At 72.5% G+C, this 24,493-nt stretch carries 21 protein-coding genes; 14 read left to right on the top strand and 7 right to left on the bottom strand.

The features are described from left to right. The first annotated feature begins 64 nt into the window (after positions 1-64). The 10 genes from ABZT47_RS02430 (at position 65) to dapB (ending at position 10,707) form a co-directional block, all read left to right on the top strand. Positions 65-364 carry a DUF503 domain-containing protein gene (locus tag ABZT47_RS02430; protein WP_354835253.1) on the top strand — a complete coding sequence of 100 codons (300 nt, stop codon included), beginning with the start codon at positions 65-67 and terminating at the stop codon, positions 362-364. A gap of 68 nt (positions 365-432) precedes the next feature. After that, positions 433-933: a 30S ribosome-binding factor RbfA gene (gene rbfA / locus ABZT47_RS02425; protein WP_354835449.1), complete on the top strand. Its 501-nt coding sequence runs from the start codon at positions 433-435 to the stop codon at positions 931-933. Next, positions 933-1,955 carry a bifunctional oligoribonuclease/PAP phosphatase NrnA gene (locus ABZT47_RS02420; RefSeq protein WP_354835251.1) on the top strand — a complete coding sequence of 341 codons (1,023 nt, stop codon included), beginning with the start codon at positions 933-935 and terminating at the stop codon, positions 1,953-1,955. Before rbfA ends, ABZT47_RS02420 begins: the two co-directional genes overlap by 1 nt. 53 nt (positions 1,956-2,008) lie before the next feature. Beyond that, positions 2,009-2,992 (top strand): tRNA pseudouridine(55) synthase TruB, encoded by a 984-nt coding sequence (gene truB, locus ABZT47_RS02415; RefSeq protein WP_354835249.1) that lies wholly within the window; start codon positions 2,009-2,011, stop codon positions 2,990-2,992. Positions 2,993-3,000: 8 nt separating this feature from the next. Further along, entirely contained in the window at positions 3,001-4,110 is a 1,110-nt protein-coding gene (locus ABZT47_RS02410) for a pyridoxal-phosphate dependent enzyme (RefSeq protein ID WP_354835247.1), read from the top strand. Positions 4,111-4,335: 225 nt separating this feature from the next. Beyond that, on the top strand, positions 4,336-5,289 hold the full coding sequence (locus ABZT47_RS02405) for a bifunctional riboflavin kinase/FAD synthetase (RefSeq protein ID WP_354835245.1): 954 nt from the start codon (positions 4,336-4,338) through the stop codon (positions 5,287-5,289). A gap of 242 nt (positions 5,290-5,531) precedes the next feature. Continuing rightward, positions 5,532-5,801: a 30S ribosomal protein S15 gene (gene rpsO / locus ABZT47_RS02400; protein WP_354835243.1), complete on the top strand. Its 270-nt coding sequence runs from the start codon at positions 5,532-5,534 to the stop codon at positions 5,799-5,801. A 403-nt stretch (positions 5,802-6,204) separates the two neighbouring features. Beyond that, positions 6,205-8,541 carry a polyribonucleotide nucleotidyltransferase gene (locus tag ABZT47_RS02395; RefSeq protein ID WP_354835241.1) on the top strand — a complete coding sequence of 779 codons (2,337 nt, stop codon included), beginning with the start codon at positions 6,205-6,207 and terminating at the stop codon, positions 8,539-8,541. Then, on the top strand, positions 8,538-9,848 hold the full coding sequence (locus ABZT47_RS02390; RefSeq protein WP_354835239.1) for a pitrilysin family protein: 1,311 nt from the start codon (positions 8,538-8,540) through the stop codon (positions 9,846-9,848). Before ABZT47_RS02395 ends, ABZT47_RS02390 begins: the two co-directional genes overlap by 4 nt. A 121-nt stretch (positions 9,849-9,969) precedes the next feature. Continuing rightward, a complete protein-coding gene (gene dapB, locus ABZT47_RS02385) occupies positions 9,970-10,707 on the top strand; it encodes a 4-hydroxy-tetrahydrodipicolinate reductase (RefSeq protein WP_354835237.1) in 738 nt (245 codons plus the stop codon). A 145-nt stretch (positions 10,708-10,852) separates the two neighbouring features. Here dapB and ABZT47_RS02380 read toward each other — a convergent pair whose 3' ends face one another. From ABZT47_RS02380 to ABZT47_RS02365, 4 genes are all read right to left on the bottom strand, one after another. Then, entirely contained in the window at positions 10,853-11,722 is an 870-nt protein-coding gene (locus ABZT47_RS02380; protein WP_354835235.1) for a 1,4-dihydroxy-2-naphthoate polyprenyltransferase, read from the bottom strand. Positions 11,723-11,968: 246 nt separating this feature from the next. Then, positions 11,969-12,553, bottom strand: a complete 585-nt coding sequence (locus tag ABZT47_RS02375) for a GNAT family N-acetyltransferase (RefSeq protein WP_354835233.1) — start codon at positions 12,551-12,553, stop codon at positions 11,969-11,971. A gap of 94 nt (positions 12,554-12,647) precedes the next feature. After that, positions 12,648-13,682, bottom strand: coding sequence for a CGNR zinc finger domain-containing protein (locus ABZT47_RS02370; protein ID WP_354835231.1), 1,035 nt, complete (start codon positions 13,680-13,682; stop codon positions 12,648-12,650). A gap of 46 nt (positions 13,683-13,728) precedes the next feature. Then, positions 13,729-15,147 carry a PLP-dependent aminotransferase family protein gene (locus tag ABZT47_RS02365; RefSeq protein WP_354835229.1) on the bottom strand — a complete coding sequence of 473 codons (1,419 nt, stop codon included), beginning with the start codon at positions 15,145-15,147 and terminating at the stop codon, positions 13,729-13,731. Between the two features lie 145 nt (positions 15,148-15,292). Between ABZT47_RS02365 and ABZT47_RS02360 the strand changes: the two genes are divergently transcribed. Continuing rightward, a complete protein-coding gene (locus tag ABZT47_RS02360; protein WP_354835227.1) occupies positions 15,293-16,489 on the top strand; it encodes an EamA family transporter in 1,197 nt (398 codons plus the stop codon). A gap of 261 nt (positions 16,490-16,750) precedes the next feature. Here the strand turns inward: ABZT47_RS02360 and ABZT47_RS02355 are convergent, their stop codons facing one another. Continuing rightward, a complete protein-coding gene (locus tag ABZT47_RS02355) occupies positions 16,751-17,491 on the bottom strand; it encodes a GntR family transcriptional regulator (protein ID WP_354835225.1) in 741 nt (246 codons plus the stop codon). A gap of 479 nt (positions 17,492-17,970) precedes the next feature. Between ABZT47_RS02355 and dapA the strand changes: the two genes are divergently transcribed. Both dapA and ABZT47_RS02345 read left to right on the top strand, forming a co-directional pair. Further along, complete coding sequence (gene dapA / locus ABZT47_RS02350) at positions 17,971-18,885, top strand: 4-hydroxy-tetrahydrodipicolinate synthase (RefSeq protein WP_354835223.1); 915 nt, start codon at positions 17,971-17,973, stop codon at positions 18,883-18,885. Positions 18,886-19,132: 247 nt separating this feature from the next. Next, entirely contained in the window at positions 19,133-20,818 is a 1,686-nt protein-coding gene (locus tag ABZT47_RS02345; RefSeq protein WP_354835221.1) for a ribonuclease J, read from the top strand. A 150-nt stretch (positions 20,819-20,968) separates the two neighbouring features. Here the strand turns inward: ABZT47_RS02345 and ABZT47_RS02340 are convergent, their stop codons facing one another. Together ABZT47_RS02340 and ABZT47_RS02335 are read right to left on the bottom strand one after the other, a co-directional pair. Continuing rightward, positions 20,969-22,288 carry a pectate lyase gene (locus ABZT47_RS02340; protein ID WP_354835219.1) on the bottom strand — a complete coding sequence of 440 codons (1,320 nt, stop codon included), beginning with the start codon at positions 22,286-22,288 and terminating at the stop codon, positions 20,969-20,971. Positions 22,289-22,413: 125 nt separating this feature from the next. Further along, positions 22,414-23,334 carry a 5-dehydro-4-deoxyglucarate dehydratase gene (locus ABZT47_RS02335; protein ID WP_354835217.1) on the bottom strand — a complete coding sequence of 307 codons (921 nt, stop codon included), beginning with the start codon at positions 23,332-23,334 and terminating at the stop codon, positions 22,414-22,416. A 250-nt stretch (positions 23,335-23,584) separates the two neighbouring features. Between ABZT47_RS02335 and ABZT47_RS02330 the strand changes: the two genes are divergently transcribed. Continuing rightward, positions 23,585-24,487 carry a sugar ABC transporter permease gene (locus ABZT47_RS02330; RefSeq protein ID WP_354835215.1) on the top strand — a complete coding sequence of 301 codons (903 nt, stop codon included), beginning with the start codon at positions 23,585-23,587 and terminating at the stop codon, positions 24,485-24,487. The last annotated feature ends 6 nt before the right edge of the window (positions 24,488-24,493 follow it).

Below are 24,493 nucleotides of genomic sequence, written 5' to 3'. Positions count from 1 at the left end.
GTCCGTGGGTCTCGGCCCACGGACACCCCCGGCGTTCCATCGCCCCGCACCCGCGGCGACAGCCATGTACATAGGTGCTCTGACCCTGGACATCCTGCTCGGCGACGTTCACTCGCTGAAGCAGAAGCGCTCAGTGGTGCGTCCTTTGATCGCCGAGGTGCGCCGCCGGTTCCCGGCGGTCGCGGTGGCCGAGACCGGCCATCTCGACCTGCACCGGCGCACCGAGATCGGCGTCGCCGTGGTGTCGGCGACGGCCGGCAACTGCGGCGAGGTGCTCGACGCCTGCGAGCGGCTGGTGGCGTTCCATCCGGAGATCGAGCTGCTGTCCGCCAAGCGGCGGCTGTTCAACGAGGACGAAGATTAGGGGCCCGCGGGAAGTCTCCATTCCCGCGGGCCGTTAAGCGATTAAAGCGAGTAAAGAGGGGGAGCGCGATCGTGGACGCAGCACGCGCCCGCAAACTTGCGGACCGCATTCAGCAGGTCGTCGCCGAGATGCTGGAGCGGCGGATCAAGGATCCCCGCCTCGGCTTCGTGACGGTGACCGACACCCGCATCACCGCCGACCTCCGTGACGCGACGGTGTTCTACACCGTGTTCGGCTCCGAGGCCGAGCGCGCCGACACCGCCGCGGCCCTGGAAAGCGCGAAGGGGATCATCCGTGCGGAGGTCGGCCGCCAGACCGGCGTGCGGTTCACCCCGACCCTGACCTTCAGCCACGACCCCCTGCCCGACAGCGCCCGCCACCTCGACGAGCTGCTCGCCGAGGCCAGGGCCCGGGACGAGGAGATCGCCAAGCGCGCGCAGGGCGCCGTGCACGCCGGCGAGCCCGACCCCTACCGCAAGCCGGGCGACGAAGAGAGCCCGGACGGCCAGGAGCCGCCAGTGGGGGTGGAGGCAGAGTCGCACGACCGGGCGGGGCGTTCGGCCCAGTGATGCCCAGCACGCACACCGGCGATCCCGTGCCCGCGGTGCGGGAGGAGGACTGGCGCCGGGCCGTCGCCCTCATCTCAGGCGCACGCGAGGTGGCGCTGATCTGCCACGTGACCCCTGACGGCGACGCCCTGGGCTCCATGCTCGGCTTCGGCATGGCGCTGCGGCGGGCGGGCAAGCACGTGGTGGCCTCCTTCGGCGACCGCCGGTTCGCCGTGCCGCGCCTGCTGCGCTTCCTCCCCGGCCAGGACCTTCTGGTGGAGCCGGCGGCCTACCCCGCCGAGCCCGACCTGATGATCAGCTTCGACGTCCCCACCATCGACCGGCTCGGCCTGCTCGCCCCCCACGCGGGCAAGGCCGCCGAACTGATCGTCATCGACCACCACCCCTCCAACACCGGGTTCGGCAGCGTCCCCATCGTCGACCCCCGTGCCGCCTCGACGTCCATGCTGGTCGAGGAGCTGATGGCCCGGCTCGGCTACGAGCTCGACCGCGACGTCGCCACCTGCCTCTACACCGGCCTGGTCACCGACACCGGCTCCTTCAAGCACTCCTCCACCACGCCGGCCGTGCACGAGATGGCGGCGCGGCTGGTGGCGACGGGCCTGCGCACCGACGAGATCGCCCGCGAGCTGTGGGACCGTTCCCCGTTCTGCTACCTCAAGCTCCTCGGCACGGTCCTCGGCCGCGTCCGGCTCGACCAGGACGCCGCCGCGGGCGCCGGCATGGTGTGGACCTACGTGTCCCGCGTAGACCGGGCCGCCTACTGCCTGCCCTACGAGGAGGTCGAGGGCATCATCGACGTCATCCGCCGCACTGACGAGCCCGACGTCGCGGTCGTGCTCAAGGAGGACGACGACGGGGCCTGGCAGGTCTCCACCCGGTCCAAGGGAGGGGTGGACGTCGGCCGTGCCTGCACGGCCCTGGGAGGCGGCGGCCACGTCCGGGCGGCGGGCTTCACCTCCCACGACACCCCCGAGGAGACCATCGCCAAGCTGTGCGCGCTCCTCGGCCCGAAGAGCTGAGCGGCGCCCCGCCCGTTCCCTCCACCCGCAGACGAGACTTCGAGGATGTGCCGATGAGTACGGCCGGCAGCGAGCCGAGCCCCCTGGCGGGCAGCGAGCCGATCACCCTGGCGGCCGGTGAGCCGGGTGCCCCGGCCGCCAGAGGGGCGCGCGAGAAGCGTCCCGCGCCGCCCAGCGGGCTGGTCATCGTGGACAAGCCGGCCGGCTGGACCTCCCACGACGTCGTGGGCCGGATGCGGCGCCTGGCCGGCACCCGCCGCGTCGGCCACGCGGGCACCCTGGACCCGATGGCCACCGGGGTGCTGGTGGTGGGCGTCGAGAAGGCCACCCGGCTGCTCGGCCACCTGGCGCTCACCGAGAAGGGCTACGACGCCACGATCCGGCTCGGGGTCACCACCAACACCGACGACGCCGAGGGCGAGGTCCTGGCCGAGGTCGCGGCGGGCCAGGTGACCGACGAGGCGATCCACGCCGGCGTCGCCGCGCTCACCGGGCCGATAGAGCAGGTCCCGCCGCAGGTCAGCGCGATCAAGGTGAACGGCGAGCGCGCCTACAAGCGGGCCAGGGCCGGCGAGGAGGTCGAGCTGCGGGCCCGCCCGGTGACCGTCCACGCCTTCGAGATCACCGCCGTGCGGCGCGAGGGCGACGCGGTCGAGGTGGACGCCTCGGTGCGGTGCACCAGCGGCACCTACATCCGTTCGCTGGCCCGCGACCTCGGCGCCGCGCTCGGCGTCGGCGGTCACCTGACCCGCCTGCGCCGCACCCGCGTCGGCCCCTACGACCTGTCGGTGGCGCGCACCCTGGACGAGCTCGCGCAGGACTGCGTGATCCTGCCGATGGCCGAGGCGGTCGCGGCGGCGTTCCCCCGCATGGACGTCTCGGCCGAGGATGCCCGGCTCATCGGCCACGGCGGCCGGCTCGCGTCGGCGGGTCTGGGAAGCGGCCCGATCGGCGTGTTCGGGCCGGACGGCGCCCTTCTCGCCCTGGTCGAGGAGCGCGGCCGCTCGGTCAAGCCTCTCGCCGTCTTCGTCCCCTGAGGTGCCCCTTGACGCGTGATCTGCCGGACTACGTGTGCGCCTGCGGGCGTTCCAGCGCTCCCTCGGCCGGCCGGTGGCGGTGCGACTGCGGAGGAACGCTCGACCTCGCGCCCGTCCCGCTCGCCTGGAACCCCCGCGCCGGCGACCACTCCCTGTGGCGTTACCGGGACGCCATCGCCGTGCCCGGCCGGGAGCTGAGCTTGGGTGAGGGCATGACGCCGCTGGTCGACGCCGCCCTCGACGGCGAGCCCGGCGTGCGGCTGAAGCTCGAGTACGCCTCGCCGACCGGCTCGTTCAAGGACCGCGGCGCGGTCATGCTGGTGGCGCTCGCCCGCCTGCTCGGCGCCGACCGGCTGGTCGCCGACAGCAGCGGCAACGCGGGCACGGCCGTGGCGGCGTACGCGGCCCGCGCGGGCGTCCCGGCCGAGATCTTCGTGCCGGCCGGCACCAGCGAGAAGAAGCTTCACCAGATCAGAGGGCACGGCGCCCGGGTGACCGTGGTCGAGGGGACCCGCGAGGACACCGCCCGCGCCGCCGCCGGCCACGTGGAACGTACCGGAGCCTTCTACGCCAGCCACGTGTACAACCCCTACTTCTACGAGGGCACCAAGACCTACGCCTTCGAGCTGTTCGAGCAGCTCGGCGGGAGGGTCCCCGGCACGGTGGTCCTGCCGGCGGGCAACGGCACGCTGGTGATCGGCGCCCACCTCGGGTTCGCCGCCCTGCGCGAGGCGGGCCTCGCCGACCGGGTGCCGCGCATCGTCGCCGTGCAGGCCGAGCGGTGCGCACCGGTCGCCGCGGCGTTCGCCGCCGGGCGCGCCGAGGTGGCGCCGGTGGCCGCCGGGCCGACGGTGGCCGAGGGCATCGCCATCGCGGCGCCCGCCCGCGGCGCGCGCATCCTCGCGGCCGTCCGCGACACCGGCGGCGCCGTGGTCACCGTGTCCGAGCAGGAGGTCGCCGGCTCGCACGCCGCCCTGGCCGCCCGGGGGCTGTGGGTGGAGCCCACGGCGGCGGTGGCGTACGCGGCGGTGCGCCGGTTGCGCGCCGAGGGCTCGCCCTACGCCGAGGGGGAGGTCGTGGCGCCGTTGTGCGGCTCGGGGCTCAAGGCGTCCCTCTGAGCCCGTTCGGCGCGCACGACGCCCGGCCGCGCGGCGCCGGAGACCTTGGAGCGGCGCCCGCACCCGGTCGTCGCGGCGCCCGCACCCGGTCGTCGCGGTGTACGCGAGCCGGGGCCGTCGCCCGCCGGGCCCGCCGCTGGGCTACCCTCGTCCCCGTGCGGGGAAATGCCCTCCGCGCATGGCAGGCTTGGATGAGCGCGACCATCACCAAGGAACGAGGTCGAGGTGCAGGGCTGGCACGGACTCGACGACGTGCCCGGAGACTGGGGCAGGTCCGTCATCACGATCGGGGTGTTCGACGGTGTGCACCAAGGTCATCAGCGCATGGTCGAACGTGCCGTCGCCATGGCGGCCGACCTGGGGGCCGCCTCCGTGGCGATCACGTTCGACCCCCATCCGGACGAGGTGGTCAGGCCGGGCACCCACCCGCCCCGGCTGAGCACGGCGCGGCACCGCATCGAACTGCTGGGCGCGCTCGGCGTGGACGCCGTGTGCGTGCTGCCGTTCACGCTGGAGTTCTCGCAGATGAGCCCGGACGAGTTCGTCCAGGCGGTGCTCGTCGACCGCCTGCACGCCGCCGGGGTCGTCGTCGGGGAGAACTTCCGCTTCGGCCACAAGGCCGCGGGCGACATCGAGACGCTCCGCCAGCTCGGTGAGAAGTACGACTTCGTGGCCGAAGGGGTTCCGCTGGTGAGCAACGGCGAGGCGATCTCCTCCAGCATGATCCGCGAGCTGCTCGCCTCGGGCGACGTCGAGGGCGCCGCGGTGGCGCTCGGCCGGCCGCACCGCGTCGAGGGCGTCGTCGTGCGCGGTCACCAGCGCGGCAGGGCGCTGCTCGGCTTCCCGACGGCCAACGTCGAGTCGCCCTCGTTCACCGCCATCCCGGCCGACGGCGTCTACGCGGGGTGGCTCGAGTGCACCCAGTCGCCCTCCCCGTACGAGGGCGAACGGTGGCCGGCGGCGATCTCCATCGGCACCAACCCGACCTTCGAGGGCGTCGAGCGCACCGTCGAGGCCTACGCCCTCGACCGCGACGACCTCGACCTGTACGGGGCGCACGTGGTGGTCGACTTCACGGCCCGGCTGCGCGACACGCTGAAGTTCGACTCCATCGACGCGCTGATCGACCAGATGCGCCACGACGTCGACCAGGCGCGCCGGCTGCTCACCGGCCCCTGACCCGCGCGCCGTGCGCCGCGCCGCGACCCGGGCGGCGGCCCGGCGCCGCGGCCGGCCGTCCGCGCCCTGTTCGCGGGCCTGTTCGCGCATTGAACGCGCCGGTCTCGCGGCGATGGTAGCCTGACGTGTCGGCTCGGTCGCGGCTTCGCGCTGCCCGCCGACCTGTTACGGCGACTGTAGGCACACACGGTCGTGCGTAGTTCCGAATCTGAGGTGTGCCCGTAGACAGTTGAAGGAGAGCCGTGTCGCTCGACACCGCCGCCAAGAAGACGATCATCGACGAGTACGGGACCGGAGACGGTGACACCGGGTCCCCCGAGGTGCAGATCGCGCTGCTCAGCAAGCGCATCAGCGAGCTCACCGAGCACCTCAAGACCCACAAGCACGACCACCACAGCCGCCGGGGGCTCCTGCTGCTGGTCGGCCGGCGCCGGCGCCTGCTCAAGTACCTCATGAGCAAGGACATCACGCGCTACCGCACCCTGATCGAGCGGCTCGGCCTGCGCCGATAGTCTGGGAGGGAGTGGCTCCGCGCCGCTCCCTCTCCATATCAGGGCAAAGGCCGCCTGATATGGAGAAACGGGTCGGCGCGTCCCGCGCGACGGGCGCCGTTTCCGAGCACACTGGCCTGACGAGACAACTGAACAGCCGAGAAAGTGCCCCGCGTCCGCACAGCACAGCAACGCGCGTCCCGTGACGCCTGCGGGCCGGTCCTCGGTAGTGGCTTCCGGATGCCGACGGCGAATGCGCCGCGCAGTCCGGGTGCTTCGATCGAAGACCGGCGCTGCACATGACGGGGAGCCGGCATAACGGAGCCAGGCACGAGCCCGCCGACCGCGACGAGAAACCGGTCGGCCCGGCGAGTGCCTGAGTGCGCGACAACACGGACGCGGGCGACCGAAGAGGAGGTCCCCCGTGGAGGGTGTCCACAGCACGGAAGCCGTGATCGACAACGGCTCGTTCGGCACGCGTACCATCCGGTTCGAGACCGGGCGGCTCGCGCGCCAGGCGGCGGGAAGCGCCGTCGTCTTCCTTGACGACGACACGATGGTCCTGTCCGCCACCACCGCGTCCAAGCATCCGAAGGAGAGCCTGGACTTCTTCCCGCTCACCGTCGACGTCGAGGAGCGGATGTACGCCGCGGGCCGCATCCCCGGCTCGTTCTTCCGCCGTGAGGGGCGGCCGTCCGAGGACGCCATCCTCACCTGCCGCCTGATCGACCGCCCGCTGCGCCCGTCCTTCGTCAAGGGCCTGCGCAACGAGGTGCAGGTCGTGGCGACGATCATGGCCCTCAACCCCGACCACCTGTACGACGTGGTGGCGATCAACGCGGCCAGCCTGTCCACCCAGCTCGCCGGGCTGCCGTTCTCCGGCCCGATCGGCGGCGTGCGCGTCGCGCTGATCAGCGGCCAGTGGGTGGCCTTCCCGACCCACTCCGAGCTGGAGGGCGCGACCTTCGACATGGTCGTCGCCGGCCGGGTGCTCGAGGACGGCGACGTCGCGATCATGATGGTCGAGGCCGAGTCCACCCGCGACACCCTCAAGCTGGTCGCCGACGGCGCGGTCGCCCCGAACGAGGAGACCGTCGCCGCGGGCCTGGAGGCCGCCAAGCCCTTCATCAAGGTGCTCTGCGAGGCGCAGGGCAAGATCGCTCAGGTCGCCGCCAAGGAGACCGCGCAGTTCCCGATCTTCCTGGACTACCAGGAGGACGCCTACGAGGCCGTCGCCGGGGCCGTCAAGAGCGAGCTGGCCTCCGCGCTGACCATCGCGGGCAAGAAGGAGCGCGAGACCGAGCTCGACCGGGTCAAGACTCTTGCCCTGGAGAAGGTCGGCTCCGACTTCGAGGGCCGCGAGAAGGAGATCTCCGCCGCCTTCCGCTCGCTGACCAAGAAGCTCATGCGCGAGCGGGTCATCAGCGAGGGCGTGCGCATCGACGGCCGCGGCACCAAGGACATCCGCCAGCTCAGCGCCGAGGTCCAGGTGGTCCCGCGGGTCCACGGCTCGGCCCTGTTCGAGCGCGGTGAAACCCAGATCCTGGGCATCACCACGCTGAACATGCTGCGCATGGAGCAGATGATCGACACGCTCAACCCCGAGCGCACCAAGCGGTACATGCACAACTACAACTTCCCGCCGTACTCCACCGGTGAGACCGGCCGCGTGGGTTCGCCCAAGCGCCGCGAGATCGGCCACGGCGCGCTCGCCGAGCGGGCGCTGCTTCCGGTGCTGCCCACGCGCGAGGAGTTCCCGTACGCCATCCGCCAGGTGTCGGAGGCGCTCAGCTCCAACGGCTCGACCAGCATGGGCTCGGTCTGCGCCTCGACCATGGCCCTGCTGGACGCGGGCGTCCCGCTGAAGGAGATGGTCGCGGGCATCGCCATGGGCCTCATCGGCGAGGGCGACCAGTACGTCACCCTGACCGACATCCTCGGTGCCGAGGACGCCATGGGCGACATGGACTTCAAGGTCGCCGGCACCCGTGAGCTCATCACGGCCCTGCAGCTCGACACCAAGCTCGACGGCATCCCGGCCTCGGTTCTGGCCGGCGCGCTCAAGCAGGCCAGGGCGGCGCGGCTGGCGATCCTCGACGTGATGCAGGAGGCGATCGACTCCCCGGCGGAGATGAACCCGACCGCGCCGCGCATCATCACCATCAAGGTCCCGGTCGACAAGATCGGCGAGGTCATCGGCCCCAAGGGCAAGATGATCAACCAGATCCAGGACGACACCGGCGCCGAGATCACCATCGAGGACGACGGCACGATCTACATCGGGGCGACCGACGGCCCGTCGGCCGAGGCCGCGCGGACGACGATCAACTCGATCGCCAACCCGCACATGCCCGAGATCGGCGAGCGCTACCTGGGCACGGTCGTCAAGATCGCCGCCTTCGGCGCGTTCATCAGCCTGATGCCCGGCAAGGACGGCCTGCTGCACGTCTCGCAGATCCGCAAGCTGCACGGCGGCAAGCGCATCGAGAACGTCGAGGACGTCATGAACGTCGGCGACAAGGTCCAGGTGGAGATCGCCGAGATCGACTCGCGCGGCAAACTGTCCCTGGTGCCGGTGGAGGTCATCGAGAAGGAGGCCGCGGCCAAGGCCGAGAGCGGCGGGGATGCCGATGACGCCCCGCAGGCCGACGCCGAGCCGCGCGAGGACCGTCCGGAGCGCGGTGAGCGTTCCGAGCGCTCCGGCGGCGACCGGCCGCGCCGTTCCCGCACCCGAGGCGGACGGGACGACCGCAACTCGTGACGACCGCCACTCTGCACCCCGGCAAGGACGGCGCCGGAGTCGTCCGGCGCACCGTCCTCCCAGGTGGGCTCCGGGTGGTGACCGAGACCATGCCGACCGTGCGATCCGTCGCGGTCGGCATGTGGGTCGGCATCGGCTCGCGTGACGAGGCCCCCGAGCACACGGGGGCCACCCACTTCCTCGAGCACCTGCTGTTCAAGGGCACTCCCACCCGCGACGCGCTGGAGATCTCCGCGGCGATCGAGGGCATCGGCGGCGAGATCAACGCCTTCACCGCCAAGGAGTACACCTGCTACTACGCGCGGGTGCTCGACGAGGATCTCCCGCTGGCCATCGACGTGCTCGCCGACGTGGTGACCTCCTCCCTGGTCACCGCCGAGGACGTCGAGTCCGAGCGCGGGGTGATCCTGGAGGAGATCGCCATGCACGACGACGACCCCTCGGACGTCGTGCACGAGCAGTTCTCCGCCGAGCTGTACGGCGACACCCCCATCGGGCGGCCCATCCTCGGCTCGGTCGAGTCGATCAACGAGCTGTCGCGCGACCGCATCGCCGAGTACTACCAGAGCTACTACCGGCCCCCGCACACCGTCGTGTCGGTGTGCGGCAACATCACCCACGAGCGCGTGGTCGAGCTGGTGGCCGCGGCCTACCAGCGGGCGGGCGCCCTTGGCGGCTCGGCCGAGCCGGCCGCCCCGCGCCTGTCCGGCCCGGGAGCCGCGCCCCGCGCGGGCGTCCGGGTCGTCGACCGGCCGACCGAGCAGGCCAACCTGGTCCTGGGCACCACCGCCTACGCGCGCACCGACGACCGCCGCTTCGCCCTGGGCGTCCTCAACGCCGCCCTGGGCGGGGGCATGTCGTCGCGGCTGTTCCAGGAGATCCGCGAGAAGCGCGGGCTGGCCTACTCGGCCTACAGCTACACCGCGCAGTACGCCGACACCGGCCAGTTCGGCATCTACGTCGGCTGCCTGCCCGGCAAGGCCGACGACGTGCTGAAGATCTGCCGCGAGGAGATCGCCCGCGTCGTCGCCGAGAGCTTCACCGAGGAGGAGCTCCAGCGGGGCAAGGGCCAGATGCGCGGCGGCCTCGTCCTCGGCCTGGAGGACACCGGCTCGCGCATGTCCCGCATCGGCAAGAGCGAGCTGGTGTACGACACGCTGATGCCGGTGGACGAGGTGCTCGCCCGCATCGAGGCGGTCACCCCCGACCAGGTCGACGCGGTGGCCAAGGAGATCCTGACCCAGCCCCTCACCCTGGCCGTCATCGGCCCCTACGGCGACAAGGACTTCAGCTCCTTCATCGCCTGACCCGCCGCCACACCCCGAGGATGCCCCGCCCGCGAAAGCCGGCCGGGCATCCTCGCCGTCTTCGCCGCCCTCCAGTGGTCCCCGGAATCGCGCGGTGGTGGTGACGGTACGCTTGGGGCTCGTGATCAGGGTTGGGGTTCTGGGCGCCCGTGGGCGCGTCGGCGTGGAAGTCTGCAAGGCCGTGCACGCGGCCGACGACATGGAGCTGGTGGCGGCGGTCGACGCCGGTGACGACATCGAGGGGCTGTCCGCCGCCGAGGTGGTCGTCGACTTCACCCATCCCGACGTGGTCATGGACAACCTCAGGTGGTGCGTCGAGCACGGCGTCCACCCCGTGGTCGGCACCACCGGCTTCGACGCCGAACGGTTGGCCACCGTCCGGGGCTGGCTGGAGGCCAACCCCGGGGTCAACGCGCTGATCGCCCCCAACTTCGGCATCGCCGCCGTACTGATGATGCACTTCGCCCAGCAGGCCGCGCGCTACTTCGACTCCGTCGAGATCATCGAGCTGCACCACCCGAACAAGGCCGACGCCCCCTCCGGCACGGCCCGTCGCACGGCCGAGCTGGTCGCCGCCGCCCGCCGCGAAGCCGGTCTCGGCGCCATGCCCGACGCCACCACCGCCGAGCTCCCCGGGGCGCGCGGCGCCGACGTCGAGGGAGTGCGCGTGCACGGGATCCGCCTGGCCGGTCTGATCGCCCACCAGGAGGTCCTGCTCGGTGGCGATGGCGAGATCCTCACGATCCGCCACGACACCATGAACCGCTCGTCGTTCACCCCGGGCGTCCTGCTCGGCGTCCGCCGCGTCCGCGACCTGCCCGGCCTCACCGTCGGCCTGGAGCACCTGCTCGACCTGTGACCGTTCGGCGTGCCGGGCCCCCGGCAAGCACCTCTTGGCGGTGGCCGTGAGACCGGCCTGGCGGCGTCCCCAGGCGCCACAGAGCGGCATTCAGCCCTCGGGGCGGGATTGCTACCTATAACGGGTCATACGCCGTCCTAGCCGCTTACAGCGCGAGCCCGATCGTGAACAAAAGGCCGAAGGCGAGCTGCAGGCGCCCGGTCTGCTGCAGCGTGGCGATCAGGGCCGGCCCCGTCGCACCGTCCCGCACCGCCCGCACCGGCATCAGCGCCAGGGGCAGCGCCAGCACGGTGAGCGCCGTGAAGGGGCGTGCGAATGCCAGGGCCAGCGCGACGGCGAAGGGCAGCAGCAGGCAGCCGGCGTACAGCGTGCGGGTGCGCGCGTCGCCGAGCACGACGGCGAGCGTGCGCTTGCCGGCCGGGCCGTCGGTGGCGATGTCGCGCAGGTTGTTGACCACCAGAAGCGCGCAGGCCAGCAGCCCCACCGGCACGGCCGCCACGACCGCGAGCCAGGGCAGGGACTCAAGCTGGACGTAGGTCGTGCCGGCGACCGCCACCAGGCCGAAGAAGACGAAGACCGAGATCTCGCCGAAGGCCCGGTAGCCGTACGGGCGCGAGCCTCCGGTGTAGAACCACGCGGCGGCGATCGCCAGCGCCCCGACGGCGAGCAGCCACCAGGCGCCGGTCGCGACGACCAGCGCGAGCCCGGCCACGGCGGCGGCCAGGAAGCATCCCAGCGCGGCGAGCAGCACCGAGCGAGGGGCGGCGACGCGGGAGCCGACCAGCCGCAGCGGCCCGACGCGCTGCTCGTCGGTGCCGCGCACGCCGTCGCTGTAGTCGTTGGCGTAGTTGACGCCTACCTGCAGGACCAGCGCGACGAACAGGGCGAGCAGCGCCCGCCACCAGACCGCTCCGCCGTAGGAGATGGCCACCCCCGTGCCGACGGCGACGGGGACCACCGCGGCGGGGAGGGTGCGGGGCCGTGCCCCCGCGAGCCACTGAGCGGGTGTCGCCAACGTCGCCTCTTCCACGAGTCCGGTCCTGCGCGGCCTGGCCTCCACGGTGGTACGCGCGCGCCGGAGCCGCCCAGGAAAGTGCCTATGCAGGGTAAATCATGATGACTCCATGACCGGCGCCGGGGTGCCGACCACACCACATCCCACCGCGCCGCCGAACCACCGGCCCGCTGCGGGACGCTCCGGCGGGTGCGCGGGGAGGAGTGGATGCCGGTCGGGACGGGGGCGCCGGCTGGGGCGGATCGGTCAGCCGATGTCGGTGGTCATGCGGATCATGCGCACGGCGCGGTCCATCTCCAGGATGCGCTCGGCTTCGTCGGGGCCCCAGCCGGCCGAGGACAGGAAGTCGAGCATCGCCTTGTCCTCGGCGAAGACCCAGGTGACGACCGTGGTGAAGCCGTCCTCGCGGAGGTGGTCCACGGTGGCGTTCAGCAGCCTGCTGCCGTGCCCGCGGCGGGTGTGGTCGGGGTCGACGAGCAGCGTGAGCAGCTCGGCGGTGGTCGCCGGATCGAGGTCGGGGTCCTCGGCGGGCCCGTGGGAGGCCAGCCCGACCACGCGCTGCCCGCCGGGCTCGGCGTGCCCCTCGGCGAGGGAGGTCAGCGGGTCGTCGGTCTCGACGGCGACCAGCACGCGGTGGCGCGGAGAGGGAGGCGAGACCACGGCCTCCTCCCACTGGCGGTTCCAGATCTCCTGGGACGCCTGGCCGGTCATCTGCTCCAGCGGCCCCTCGGGCAGGACGTCGCGGTAGGCCGCCTTCCACGCCCGGATCTGGGTGCCCGTCACCGCCGGGACGTCCTCGCGCCGCGCCGCGCGCACCCCAACGTCAGCCATCGGGCCGCCCCCTTCTCCTCCGGTTTCCAACACCGTATCGGGACCCGTGCCCACCGGTGACCCGTGGGCCTCGGCGAACCGCGGCGGGGAGGCCTCAGGAGGGGAGAGGGTCGTGCCGGCGGCGTCTGGCGCGGTAGGCGCGGGTCTTGGTGCGGTTGCCGCAGACCCGCATGGAGCACCACGAACGCGAGCGGTTCTTGGAGGCGTCGATGAACGCCCACTGGCAGGAATCCTCGGCGCAGACCTTCAGGCGCGGCCAGCCGCCCTCGGCGTGCGCCCGCAGGATGGCCGCGGCGAGCATCCCGACGCCTCGGGCGGCGCCGGCGCTCAGCGGCTCGGCGACGGGAACCCGCCCCGCGCCGATCCTGACCCGCAGAGGAAGCGCCGCCAGCGCCCCCTCCAATTCGCCCGGCATCGCGTCAGGCTCGACCGGCGTCTCGCTCAGGTGGGCCGCTGCGCCGAGGTCATCCGCCGCGTCCAGGTCGTCCGCCGCGTCGGGGTCGTCTGCCGCGTCGGGGTCGTCTGCCGCGTCGAGGTCATCGGCCCCGTCTAGGTCGTCGGCCGTGTCGAGGTCTGCGGTCGGACCGGGGTCGGCGGTTGGGCCAGGGGTGGTGGTTGGGCCAGGGGTGGCGGTCGCGCCGGGGGCCACGGTTGCGCCGAGGTCTTCCGTCGGGCCGAGATCTCCGGTCATGCCGGGATCTCCGGTCGGGCCGGGGTCGGCGGTCGGGCCAGAGGCGGTGGTTGCGCCGAGGTCTGTGGTCGGGCTGAGGGCGCCCGTCGCGTACGGGCCGGCGGGCGGGTGGAGGTCGTTCCGCGCCGGGTCCGGTTCGGCGGGCGGGTGGAGGTCGTTCCGCGCCGGGTCCGGTTCGGCGGGTGCAGGGTTCTGCGCGGTGTCCTGCCCGGCGGGGCGCGGATGCTCGGAGGGGCGCTGGCGCAGCGCCGTGCGCAGCCCTTCGCGCAGGGCGATCGCGAGCGCCCAGTCATCGTCCACCGCGCGGTCGGTCGCGGAGATGAGGCCGCGCTCGCGCAGCCAGACGGCCAGCTCGGCGGGGGAGGCCAGTTCGTCTGTGTCCGCTTCGGCGTCGTAGGTGTTCATGAAGTCGCGGAGCAGCTCGACGGGCCCGTCCATGCGACCACTGTAGGGCAGCCTCCGGTACGGTCCGCCTGCGCCGGGCTCAGCCGGACCCCGGCGCGAGCTGGGCGTCCAGCGTCGCGCCGAGGCGACGGACGCCCTCGGTCAGCTCGGCGACATGGGCGGCGGCGATGTGGGTGACCCGGATGTGCGGGCAGGGCGGTTCGGCGGAGTGGTAGATCGCCCCTGGGCTGACCAGGACCCCGGCGCGCTGGGCGGACTCGACGAGCGCCGTCTCGTCGACGTCCCGGGGGAGCCGCACCCACAGGTGGAGCCCGCCCGGGGGCATGTAGGGCACGCGCGCGGAGGGCAGGTGGCGGGCCAGGGCGGAGGCCAGCGCGTCACGCCGCACCGCCAGCTCCGCCGTCACCGCCGCCCGGTGACGCCGCCAGGCGGGGGAGCCGAGCAGCTCCAGCGCGGTCTCCTGCAGGGGGCGGGCGACGAAGAACGACTCCACGAGCTGGGCGGCTCGCAGCCGCCGCGCCGCCGGGCCCCGCGCGATCACCGCGGCCACCCGCAGGCTCGGCGAGGTGACCTTGCTGAGCGAGTTGACGTGCACGACGGTGCCGTGGGCGTCCATGGTGACCAGCGGGGGCGGGACGGGGCTCGTGGCCAGGTAGCGCGCGTAGTCGTCCTCGATCACGAACGCCCCGGCGGCCCTGGCCACGGCGAGGACCTGGCCGCGGCGTTCGGCCGACAGCACCACGCCGGTGGGGTTGTGCAGGGTCGGCTGGCAGTAGAACACCCGCGCGCCGGTGACGGCGAACGCCTCGGCCAGCAGGTCGGGACGCACTCCGTCGGCGTCCATCGGCACGGCCACCGCGCGCAGCCCGGCGGCGCGGGCGGCGGCCAGCGCTCCGGGGTAGGTGGGCGTCTCGACCAGCATCGCGGCGCCGGGCGCTGACAGGGCACGGAAGGCATGGGTCAGCGCGGCCTGCCCGCCGCTGACGATCAGTACGTCGGCGTGGGTGACGCCGCCGCCCACCTCGCCGGCGAACCAGCGCCGCAGCTCGGCCAGTCCGTTCAACGGCGGGATCGCCCAGGCGTCCGCGCGGCGCACGGCGCGGACGGCGGCGTTCGCCAGGGCCTTGGACGGGCGCAGCCCCGGGTGGAGGTAGCCGCCTGCGAGTGGGATGACGCCCTCGGGAGGCGGGGTGAGCAGTCCGGCGACCGCCGCGTCGTCGACGGACCGGTCTCCGAGCGAGACCGTCTGCCATGACAGGTCGGTGGCCTCTCCGGGCGTCGCGGCGACGGAAGGCGCGACGAAGGCGCCGCTCCCCGGACGGGTGACGACCCTGCCCTCGGCCGCGAGCGCCGCCAACGCCCGGGACACGGTGACAGGGCTGACCTTGTGGCGTCGCACCAGCTCGCGGCTGGACGGCAACCGGTCGCCCGGCCGTAGCCGCGCCGCCTCCTCGCGCAGCGATGCGGCGATCCGGACGATACTGCTATCGTCATTCATGAAAGATAAGAGTAGCGCTACTGCTCGCACGGCAGTAGCGATCCCCCTCGGCCTACTCCGCTCCCGGCGCAGGCCCACCGGCGACCAGAGCGACGTCCCCCGAGCGGCGACGGCGGGAGAACGTGCCGTAGTCGCGGAGGATGCCGTGCCAGGATCAGGGCCCGGGACGGCGGACGGCGCAGTCCCGCGAGCGCGGGCCGGAGTGGCGCAGAGCGCCGAGCCGGGAGTGCAGGCCGGCACAGGGGACGGCGCGGTGCCGGGGGTGCGGGCCGGAGTGGCGCGGGGCGTCGAGCCGGGAGTGCAGGCCGGCACAGGGGACGGCGCGGTGCCGGGGGTGCGGGCCGGAGTGGCGCGGGGCGTCGAGCCGGGGGTGCGGGCCGGAGTGGCGCGGGGCGCCGAGCTGGGAGTACTGACCGGAGTAGGGGACGGCGTGGTGCCGGGGAAGCCGTCCGTGCCCGGTGGCCGGATGGTGGCCGGTGCGAGCCGGTGGGCGGGGACGTCGCTGGCGGGCCTGGGGGTCGTGGCGTTCTCGGGGACGTTGACGGCGACCGCCTTCGCCCTGCGGGGCTTCGACCCGTACTTCGTGGCGGTCGGCCGGGCCGCCGTGGCCGCGGTGGCGGCGGTGGTCTGCCTGCTGGCCGCCGGCGCCGCGCCGCTGCCTCCTCGGGCCCAGTTCCGGTCCTACGCCGCGATCGCGTTCGGCGTCGTCTTCGGGTTTCCCCTGTTCAGCGGCCTGGCTCTGGCCGCCGGGGCGAGCGTCTCGCACGCGGCCGTCGTCGTCGGCCTGCTCCCGGCCGCTACCGCCGTGTTCGCCGTTCTCCGGGCCGGAGAACGGCCGCGCCCGCTGTTCTGGGTTGCGAGCGCGGCGGGCGCGGCCTCGGTCACGGTCTTCACGCTCACCAGGGGAGGCGGCCGGCTCGCCGCCGCGGACCTGCTCATGGTCGCCGCACTGGTCTGCGCCGCGGTGGGGTACACCGAGGGCGGACGCCTGGCGCGGCACACGGCCGGCTGGCGGGTGATCTCCTACGCCCTGGTGCTGGCGGCCCCGGTGACCGTGCCGGTCGCGGTGATCCTGTGGTTCACCACCGCTCACCGTCTGTCGACGGACGTGATGGCCGGGTTCGCCTACGTGTCACTGGTGTCGATGTTCCTGGGCTTCATCCCCTGGTACGCGGGCCTCGCGCGAGGCGGCATCGCCCGCGCCGGTCAGACCCAGCTCCTCCAGCCGCTCCTGACGCTGCTGCTGGCATGGTGGCTGCTTCGGGAGAGCCTGGACCCCGCCACCCTGACCGCCGCCGTGGCCGTGCTGGTATGCGTAGCCCTGACCCAGCGCGCCCGTTGACCGACGTCCGGAGAACGACTCCGTGTCCGGGGAACGGCCGCGCGCCGCACATGGCGCCGAATTCGCCGTACTCCTTCCCGCCGACGCGGCGCCGGAGGAAGGCCCGGTCGAGGCGGGGAGAGGGTCGTGCCGGGGGAGGTGGGTGGTCGGCCGTTCGGTGCTACCCGTTCCTGCCGCGCGGGGGCGGGGAGCGGCGGCCAACGGAGGGCGGATGAGGTGGTGGGCGCTTGTGGAGTCGGGTGCCGGGGGGGGAGGAAGGGGTCAGGCGCCTAGGGGGACGGAGTAGACCAGGCGGAAGCGGTCGCCGGGGACGACGATGTCGCTGGTCTCCACGGGGCGGTCGCCGGACCAGTGGGTGCGCTCGATGTGCAGGACGTGCACGCCGGTGGGCAGGTCGAGCAGGTCGCTCTCGGTCGGCTGCGGGACGCGGGTGTGCACGCTCTCGCGAATGTCGGTGATCTTGACTCCGGCGGCGGACATGCGGGCCAGCAGGCTCTTGCGCCCGTTGGTGCCCTCTTCGGGGCAGGAGTGGGGGCGGCCGAACTCGACCGGCTCATAGGAGGTGGCGAGCTGCATCGGCTTGCCGTCGGTGCGGAAGACGTAGCGGGTGCGGGTGACCGGCTCGGAGGCGTCGAGCCGGAGGCGGCGGGCGATCTCGGGCCCGGCCTTGACCGGCTCGCTGCGCCAGTCCCACGTGGCGCGGTGGCCGCCGGCCTGCATGTCGGCGGCGAACGGGGCGTCGTGGTCGATGTTGCGGCACCGTTGGAGGGGGTAGAGCACGGACTTCTCGCGGACGTAATGCCCGGAGCCGACCTTGCCGATGATGAGGCCTTCGGCGGCCAGGACGCGCAGGGCGTGACGGGCGGCGGTCTCGCCGACGCGGAAGCGCTGGGTGAGTTGCGCGCGGGACGGGATGGGCGCGCCCGGCGGCAGGGTGCCATCGACTATCTGCGCCCGCAGCTCTTCGACCACACGGAGGTACACCGGATCGTTGCCAGTCATCCGTCCATCCCTATGGGTGTTCGAGATCGTTTTCCTATCTTGCCGTAATCGAAGGACAACTAGGAGTAATGGCGAACACTTGGAGTCCCAACTTTACGAAACGTGATTCTGTGGCGACATTGCGTTCCGCCTGGACGGAAAAGGTGAGGAGCGGTACGGGGGACACCGCCCGCCACCAGGACGGGCGCGCGGCCGGGCGGGACGGGGGCGCGTCCGGCGGGCGGGCCGTAGCCCCCGCCGGCACCGCCCGCGCGGACGATCGGAAAATTCTTCTCAGATGTGTGTAACGCCGCCGTAAGCGGGGCCGATTGCACGGATAGAGGTCGTCGATGTGTGTACCCCCGAGCACATATCGACGGCCTCTGTCCATGTCACACCATCTCCCCAGGAACCGGTGCACACCCGGATCGACCGACGTGCCGTCACGAACCGGGGTGGCGGGGTCCACCGTCTTCGCGGATCCGGGTACCGTTCCGTCTATGGCATCGCCAACCGGAACCTCCGACGCGCCCTTCGGGCGCATGCTGACCGCGATGGTCACGCCGTTCACCGCCGACGGCGCCGTGGACATCGACGGTGTCCAGCGCCTGGCCACCTACCTCGTTGACGACCAGCGCAACGACGGTCTCGTCGTCAGCGGCACCACGGGGGAGTCCCCGACCACCAGCGATGCCGAGAAAGAGCTCATACTGAAGGCCGTGCTCGAGGCGGTGGGCGACCGGGCGACCGTCGTGGCCGGCGCGGGCACCAACGACACGCGCCACTCGGTCGAGCTGGCCAGGGCCGCCGAGCGCGCCGGCGCCCACGGCCTGCTGGTGGTGACCCCGTATTACAGCAAGCCGCCCCAGGAGGGGCTGTACCGCCACTTCACGGCCGTCGCCGACGCCACCGGCCTGCCGGTCATGCTGTACGACATCCCCGCCCGTACGGGCACCCCGATCGCCACCGAGACGCTCCTGCGCCTTGGAGCCCACCCGCGCATCGCCGCGGTGAAGGACGCCAAGGGCGACCTGTTCGCCGCCTCGCAGGTGATGGCCGCCACCGACCTGGCGTACTACTCCGGGGACGACGCGGTCAACCTGCCCTGGCTGTCGATCGGGGCGGCCGGGTTCGTCAGCGTGGTCGGCCACGTGGTGGGCGCCGAGCTGGCCTCCATGATCGGCCTGTTCCAGTCGGGCCATGTGGAGGGCGCCCGCTCGGTGCACCAGCGCCTGCTGCCGGTGGTCACGGGCATCATGACCCGCAGCCAGGGCGCGATCATGGCGAAGGCCGCGCTGGGCCTCATGGGAAGGCCGGTGGGCCCGGTGCGCGCGCCGCTCGTCGACGCCACCGGGGAGCTCGTCGCGACTTTGCGCGAAGACCTGGTCGCGGGCGGGGTGAAGTTGTCCGACTGAAATGCCGCCTACTCTGGGTGCGGCCGACGAAACCGCGCGCCTGGCCGGGCGCGCGCCGGGCCGAGGCCGCCGCGCGCACGTCGTGAGCGGCGGAGCACCCACCTGAACGAGTCGCCGCGCGCTGTTCGCGGCGGGGAGGAACTGAGAGTTTGAGAGAGAGACACGACGATCTCGGCCCGCGACGCGCCGGACGGCTCGGCGAGGGAGCCGTATACGCGCGGCGGGCCGATGTACACGGGGGGAGAGCATGAGTCATCCGCATCCCGAGCTGGGGCCGCCTCCGGCCCTGCCGGAGCACGGCCTGCGCATCGTCGCGCTCGGCGGGCTCGGTGAGATCGGCCGCAACATGGCGGTCTTCGAGTTCGACGGCCGGCTGCTGGTGGTCGACTGCGGCGTGCTGTTCCCGGAGCCCGACCAGCCGGGCGTCGATTTGATCCTGCCCGACTTCGACTACATCCGGGACCGCCTGGACCAAATCGAGGCGGTCGTGCTGACCCACGCCCACGAGGACCACATCGGCGCCGTCCCGTACCTGCTGCGCGAGCGCCGCGACATCCCCCTGGTCGGCTCCCGCCTGACCCTGGGCATGATCGAGAGCAAGCTCACCGAGCACCGCATCCAGCCGGTCAAGGTCGAGGTGGCCGAGGGGCAGCGGCAGCGGTTCGGCCCGTTCGAGTGCGAGTTCTTCGCGGTCAACCACTCGATCCCCGACGCCCTCGCCGTGGCGATCAGGACGCCCGCGGGCATCGTCCTGCACACCGGCGACTTCAAGATGGACCAGCTTCCGCTCGACGGCCGGCTGACCGACCTCGGCGGGTTCGCCAGACTCGGCGCCGAGGGCGTCGACATGCTGATGTCGGACTCCACCAACTCCGAGGTGCCCGGCTTCGTGCCGAGCGAGGCCACCATCAGCCCGGTGATCGACGAGGTCTTCCGCAGCGCGACCAAGCGCATCATCGTGGCCTGCTTCGCCTCGCACGTGCACCGCGTGCAGCAGGTGTTCGACGCCGCCGAGCAGAACGGCCGCAAGGTCGCGCTCATCGGCCGCTCGATGGTCAGGAACATGGGCGTGGCCCGCGAGCTGGGCTACCTGCGGGTGCCGGCCGGCCTGCTGGTGGACGCCCGCGAGATCGAGGAGTGGCCGCCGGAGGACGTCGTGCTGATCTGCACGGGGTCGCAGGGCGAGCCGATGGCGGCGCTGTCGCGCATGGCCAACCGCGACCACCCCATCCGGGTCGCCGAGGGCGACACGGTCGTGCTGGCGTCGTCGCTGGTGCCGGGCAACGAGACGGCCGTCAACAAGGTCATCAACGGGCTCACCCGCTGGGGCGCGCGCGTGGTCCACAAGGGCAACGCGCTGGTGCACGTCTCCGGTCACGCCGCCGCGGGTGAACTGCTGTACGTGCTGAACGCCACCAAGCCGTCGAACTTCATGCCCGTGCACGGCGAGTGGCGCCACCTGCGGGCGCACGCGAAGCTGGCCGCGCTCACCGGCGTGCCGGACGACCACATCGTCATCGCCGAGGACGGCGTGGTCGTCGATCTGGTCGACGGCCGGGCGCGCATCGTCGGCGCGGTCCCGTGCGGCTATGTCTACGTGGACGGCTCGTCGGTCGGCGGCATCACCGACGTCGCGCTGAAGGACCGCCGCATCCTCGGGGACGAGGGCTTCATCTCGGTGGTCGTGGTGGTCGACTCCACGACGGGGAAGGTCAGCGGCGGCCCCGAGATGTACGCGCGGGGGTCGGGCATCGAGATCGACGCCTTCGAGGCGGTCATCCCGCTGATCGAGAAGGCGCTGCAGGACGCCGCCGCCGACGGCGTGGCCGACATTCAGCAGATGCGCCGCGTCACCCGCCGCATCGTCGGGCGCTGGGTCAACGACACCTACCGCCGCCGGCCGATGATCGTCCCGGTCATCGTCGAGGTGTGAGCACGGGGACCGTCACGCCGCGGTTCGACGGCGTGACGGTCCGGGGGGTGCCTGGCCGCCGGGGAAGGGGCCCGTCAGGTCTGACCTGACAGGGCGCTCGGCTCAGGGGTCCGGGGCGGGGCGTGGCGGCACGCCGCCGCCCGCGCCGGGTCAGCGCAGGCGGCCGGGGCCCGCCAGCAGCGGCACGGTCAGCGGCACGACGGCCGCGGGGTCGACGCGGGTGTGCAGGGCCGGGGTCCATCCGACGTCGCCGGACAGATCGGGGTCGTGGGTGGCGTTGTGCGCGGCCAGGATGTCCACCTGGCGCACCCTGCCGCCCGAGGCCACCAGCGTGCCGGTGGCGTGCAGGGCGGTGCCGCCCCAGTTGTAGATGATCGTGCCCGGGTCCACCCCGGCGCCGAGCCGGAAGAAGTTGTCCTCGGCGTAGATCTTCGACTCCACCCCGGCGCCGAAGCTGTAGACGTACTCGTCGCCGGCCGGGATGTCGTAGTAGTTGTCGTACACGTGCACCTGGCCGAACCGCACGCGCGGCGCCCGCTGCAGGATGGTGTCGAACACGTTGTGGTGCACGGTCACGTTCAGCTTGCCGCGGTCGGCGGCGGGGTTGTTGGTCGAGCCGATCAGCATGGTCTTGTCGTGGTCGGCGAACCGGTTCCACGAGACGGTGGCGAGGTCGGAGCCGCTGGTGATGTCGAGTTCGCCGTCGTGCACCTGGTAGGGCCGGCCGAAGTACAGCGGCTGGGCCGAGTCAGGGTTGCCGCCGTCGTCGAAGCCGTTGTGGTCCACCCAGACGTGGGTGGAGCCGGTGACCGAGATGTTGTCGTACAGCGAGTTCCAGTTGCCCTCGGAGCCGTCGGTCGGGTCCCAGTGGGGGAAGCAGTCGTAGGCGTCCTGGAACCTGATGTTCCTGATGATGACGTTGTCGGCCTTGTCGACGTGCAGGTTCAGGCCCTTGATCACGGCGTTGCCGAGGCCGGCGATGGTGGTGTTGGAGCCGACCTTCGGCTTTATCTGGGCGGTCTGGCGGGCGGCGGAGGCGGCGCGCGCGTCCTCCAGGGGCCCGGACGGCTCGGCGTCGCGGCCCCACACCGCCGGGTCGTAGGCGGCGAGGTAGGCGGGTTGCGTGTAGCCGCCGGTCGCGTAGTCGTCGCAGGTCAGCCGGGCGCCGGTGTCGTCGGTGTTGCCGTCGATGACACCCTTCACGTAGATGATCTTGGGAGTGGCGTCGCCCTTGTTCAGGGCGGTGACCAGTTCCTTGCGGGTGCGGACGGTGAACACGTGGGCGTCGTCGGCCGCGGCGCCGCCGGTGGTGCCGGTGGTCGCGGCGGCCCATCCGTCGCCGGCGGGCAGCGTGCGCCGTCCGAGCGGGACGTCGTGGCCGGTGGCGGCCGAGGCCGCGGGGACGGCGGTCAGCGTGGCGGCGCACAGGGCCGCGGCCAGGACGGTCGCGGCCGTGGTGGGTGCTGGCAAGGGGATACCTCCTGGGTCAGGGAGGCCCCCGCTCCGGCGGAGGGCGGCCTCCAGGGGGTCCGGGCCCCGGGCGGGCGTGCCCGCGGGGCCCGGGCGGGCGCCTCCCCGACGCGGCGCCGTGCGGGTCAGGGGCTCTCGGTGATCGACAGTGCGCGCTCGATCAGCTCGCCGAGCCGCTTGACGTGCTCGGGCGCCGGCTCGCACAGCGGGGCGCGCACGGGGCCGGCGTCCAGGCCGCGCAGGCGCACGCCGGCCTTGATCAGCGACACCGCGTATCCGGCGCCCTGGCGGCGCAGCTCGACCAGCGGCCGGTAGAACTCGTCGATCAGCCGGTCGGTCACGGCGTCGTCCCCGGCGAGCAGGGCCTTGTGGAAGGCCAGGGCCACGCCGGGGACGAAGCAGAACACCGCGGAGGAGTACCGGGTGATGCCGAGCCCGCGGTAGGCGAGCGCGGACATCTCGGCGGTGGGCAGGCCGTTGAAGAACAGCAGATCCGCCGAGGCGGTGCGCGCGGCGCTGATGACGCGCTGGAGCAGGTCCAGGTCGCCGTGGCCGTCCTTGAACCCGATGATGCCGGGATGGCGGGCCAGTTCGACGACGGTCCGCGGCTCGAAGATCGCGTTGTCGCGCTGGTAGAGGATCACCGGCAGCCGGGTGCCGTCGGCGAGGGCCTGGTAGTGGCGCCGCAGGCCCTCCTGGTCGGGCTGCACGAGGTAGGGCGGCAGCGCGAGCAGCCCGTCGGCGCCGGCCTGTTCGGCGGCCGCGGAGAAGCCGGCGGCGAGCGCGGTGGCGTATCCGGTGCCGGCGATGACGGGCACCCGCCCGGCGGTCTCCTCGACGGCGGCCGCGACGCACGCCGCGTAGTCGGCGAGGCTCAGCGAGGGGAACTCGCCCGTGCCGCAGCAGGCGAACACCGCGCCGCATCCGGCGGCCACGCCGTCGCGGACGTGCTCGCGGAAGGCGTCGAGGTTGAGCCGCTCCCGGTCGTCGCAGGGGGTGACGGGAAAGAAGAGCGGCCCGTCGAGCCGATCCACCAGCGAAGTCATACGGTCCTCTCTCGCGTACACATGCCAGGACTGTATTCACGTATATGAACACAGGGAACGTATGGTGGCCATGCCCCGCCAGTCAAGGGAGCGGGGGAAACCTGCGTGCCCGGCATCCGAAATGCTTTGGTTACCTGGCGAAGGGTTGACATCGCGCGTGCCGCCTTCCTACGTTGACGGCGCGTCCACAAGTGTGAACCTTGTTCAAGAATGTGTCACTCATTCGACGGCCGACCGAACGGAGCGCCAGGTGGCATTCGCCAGGACAGCGGCGGCGAGGGGGCGTCCCCGGGCCCTGCGCTGGGCCCCGTACCTGTTGATCTCCCCGACCGTCCTGCTGATCACGGTGTTCCTCGTCTACCCGATCGGCAGCGTCCTGTACTACAGCCTCCAGCACTACAACCTGACCAAGCCGTGGTCCAACGGCTTCGCCGGGCTGGCGAACTTCCGGGAGATGCTTTTCGAGGACCCGCTGTTCTGGACGAGCCTCGGTTTCACCGCCAAATGGGTGGTCGTCGAGATCGCGCTGCAACTCGTGCTCGGCCTCGCGCTGGCGCTCATCGTCAATGAAAGTTTCATCGGCCGGGGGCTCGCCCGTTCGATGGTCTTCTCCCCGTGGGCGGTCTCCGGAGTGCTCACCACAGGCATCTGGATCCTGCTCTACAACCCCACCACCGGCATCGTCCGCTACCTCGGCGCGCCGGAGGCCGCGGTGCTCGGCAATCCCGACACCGTGTTCGGCGCCGTCGTGGTCACCGAGCTGTGGCGCGGCGTGCCCTTCTTCGCGATCCTGCTGCTCGCGGGGCTCCAGGGCATCCCCGGCGAGCTGTACGAGGCGGCGGCCGTCGACGGGGCGGGGCGCGCCCGCCGCTTCCTGCACGTCACCCTGCCCCACCTGCGCGACGCCATCGTGCTGGCCACACTGCTGCGCTCGGTGTGGGAGTTCAACAACGTCGACCTGATCTACACGCTCACCGGCGGCGGCCCGGCCCAGGTCACCACCACGCTGCCGCTGTACGTGGCCCAGCGCGCCATCGACTCCAAGGACTTCGGGTACGGCTCGGCGCTCACGACGGCGGGCTTCCTGATCCTGCTGTTCTGCTCGCTGCTGTACCTCCGGCTGAGCCGGTTCGGCGCGGACCACAAGGCATGAGGGGCG

Source organism: Sphaerisporangium sp. NPDC005289 (assembly GCF_040607455.1).
In the GTDB taxonomy this organism is placed as follows: domain Bacteria; phylum Actinomycetota; class Actinomycetes; order Streptosporangiales; family Streptosporangiaceae; genus Sphaerisporangium; species Sphaerisporangium rhizosphaerae.
Note: the sequence above shows the minus strand (reverse complement) of the source record. Positions and strands in the feature narration are given on the sequence as shown.

Bases quoted from the DNA above. Each gene is read 5' to 3' on its own strand.
- ABZT47_RS02430 (WP_354835253.1), top strand. From the start codon at position 65: ATGTACATAGGTGCTCTGACCCTGGACATCCTGCTCGGCGACGTTCAC.
- ABZT47_RS02370 (WP_354835231.1), bottom strand. From the start codon at position 13,682: ATGGACGGGCCCGTCGAGCTGCTCCGCGACTTCATGAACACCTACGAC.
- ABZT47_RS02365 (WP_354835229.1), bottom strand. From the start codon at position 15,147: ATGAATGACGATAGCAGTATCGTCCGGATCGCCGCATCGCTGCGCGAG.
- ABZT47_RS02335 (WP_354835217.1), bottom strand. From the start codon at position 23,334: ATGACTTCGCTGGTGGATCGGCTCGACGGGCCGCTCTTCTTTCCCGTC.
- ABZT47_RS02375 (WP_354835233.1), bottom strand. From the start codon at position 12,553: ATGGCTGACGTTGGGGTGCGCGCGGCGCGGCGCGAGGACGTCCCGGCG.
- truB (WP_354835249.1), top strand. From the start codon at position 2,009: ATGAGTACGGCCGGCAGCGAGCCGAGCCCCCTGGCGGGCAGCGAGCCG.
- ABZT47_RS02355 (WP_354835225.1), bottom strand. From the start codon at position 17,491: ATGACTGGCAACGATCCGGTGTACCTCCGTGTGGTCGAAGAGCTGCGG.
- ABZT47_RS02420 (WP_354835251.1), top strand. From the start codon at position 933: ATGCCCAGCACGCACACCGGCGATCCCGTGCCCGCGGTGCGGGAGGAG.
- dapA (WP_354835223.1), top strand. From the start codon at position 17,971: ATGGCATCGCCAACCGGAACCTCCGACGCGCCCTTCGGGCGCATGCTG.
- ABZT47_RS02345 (WP_354835221.1), top strand. From the start codon at position 19,133: ATGAGTCATCCGCATCCCGAGCTGGGGCCGCCTCCGGCCCTGCCGGAG.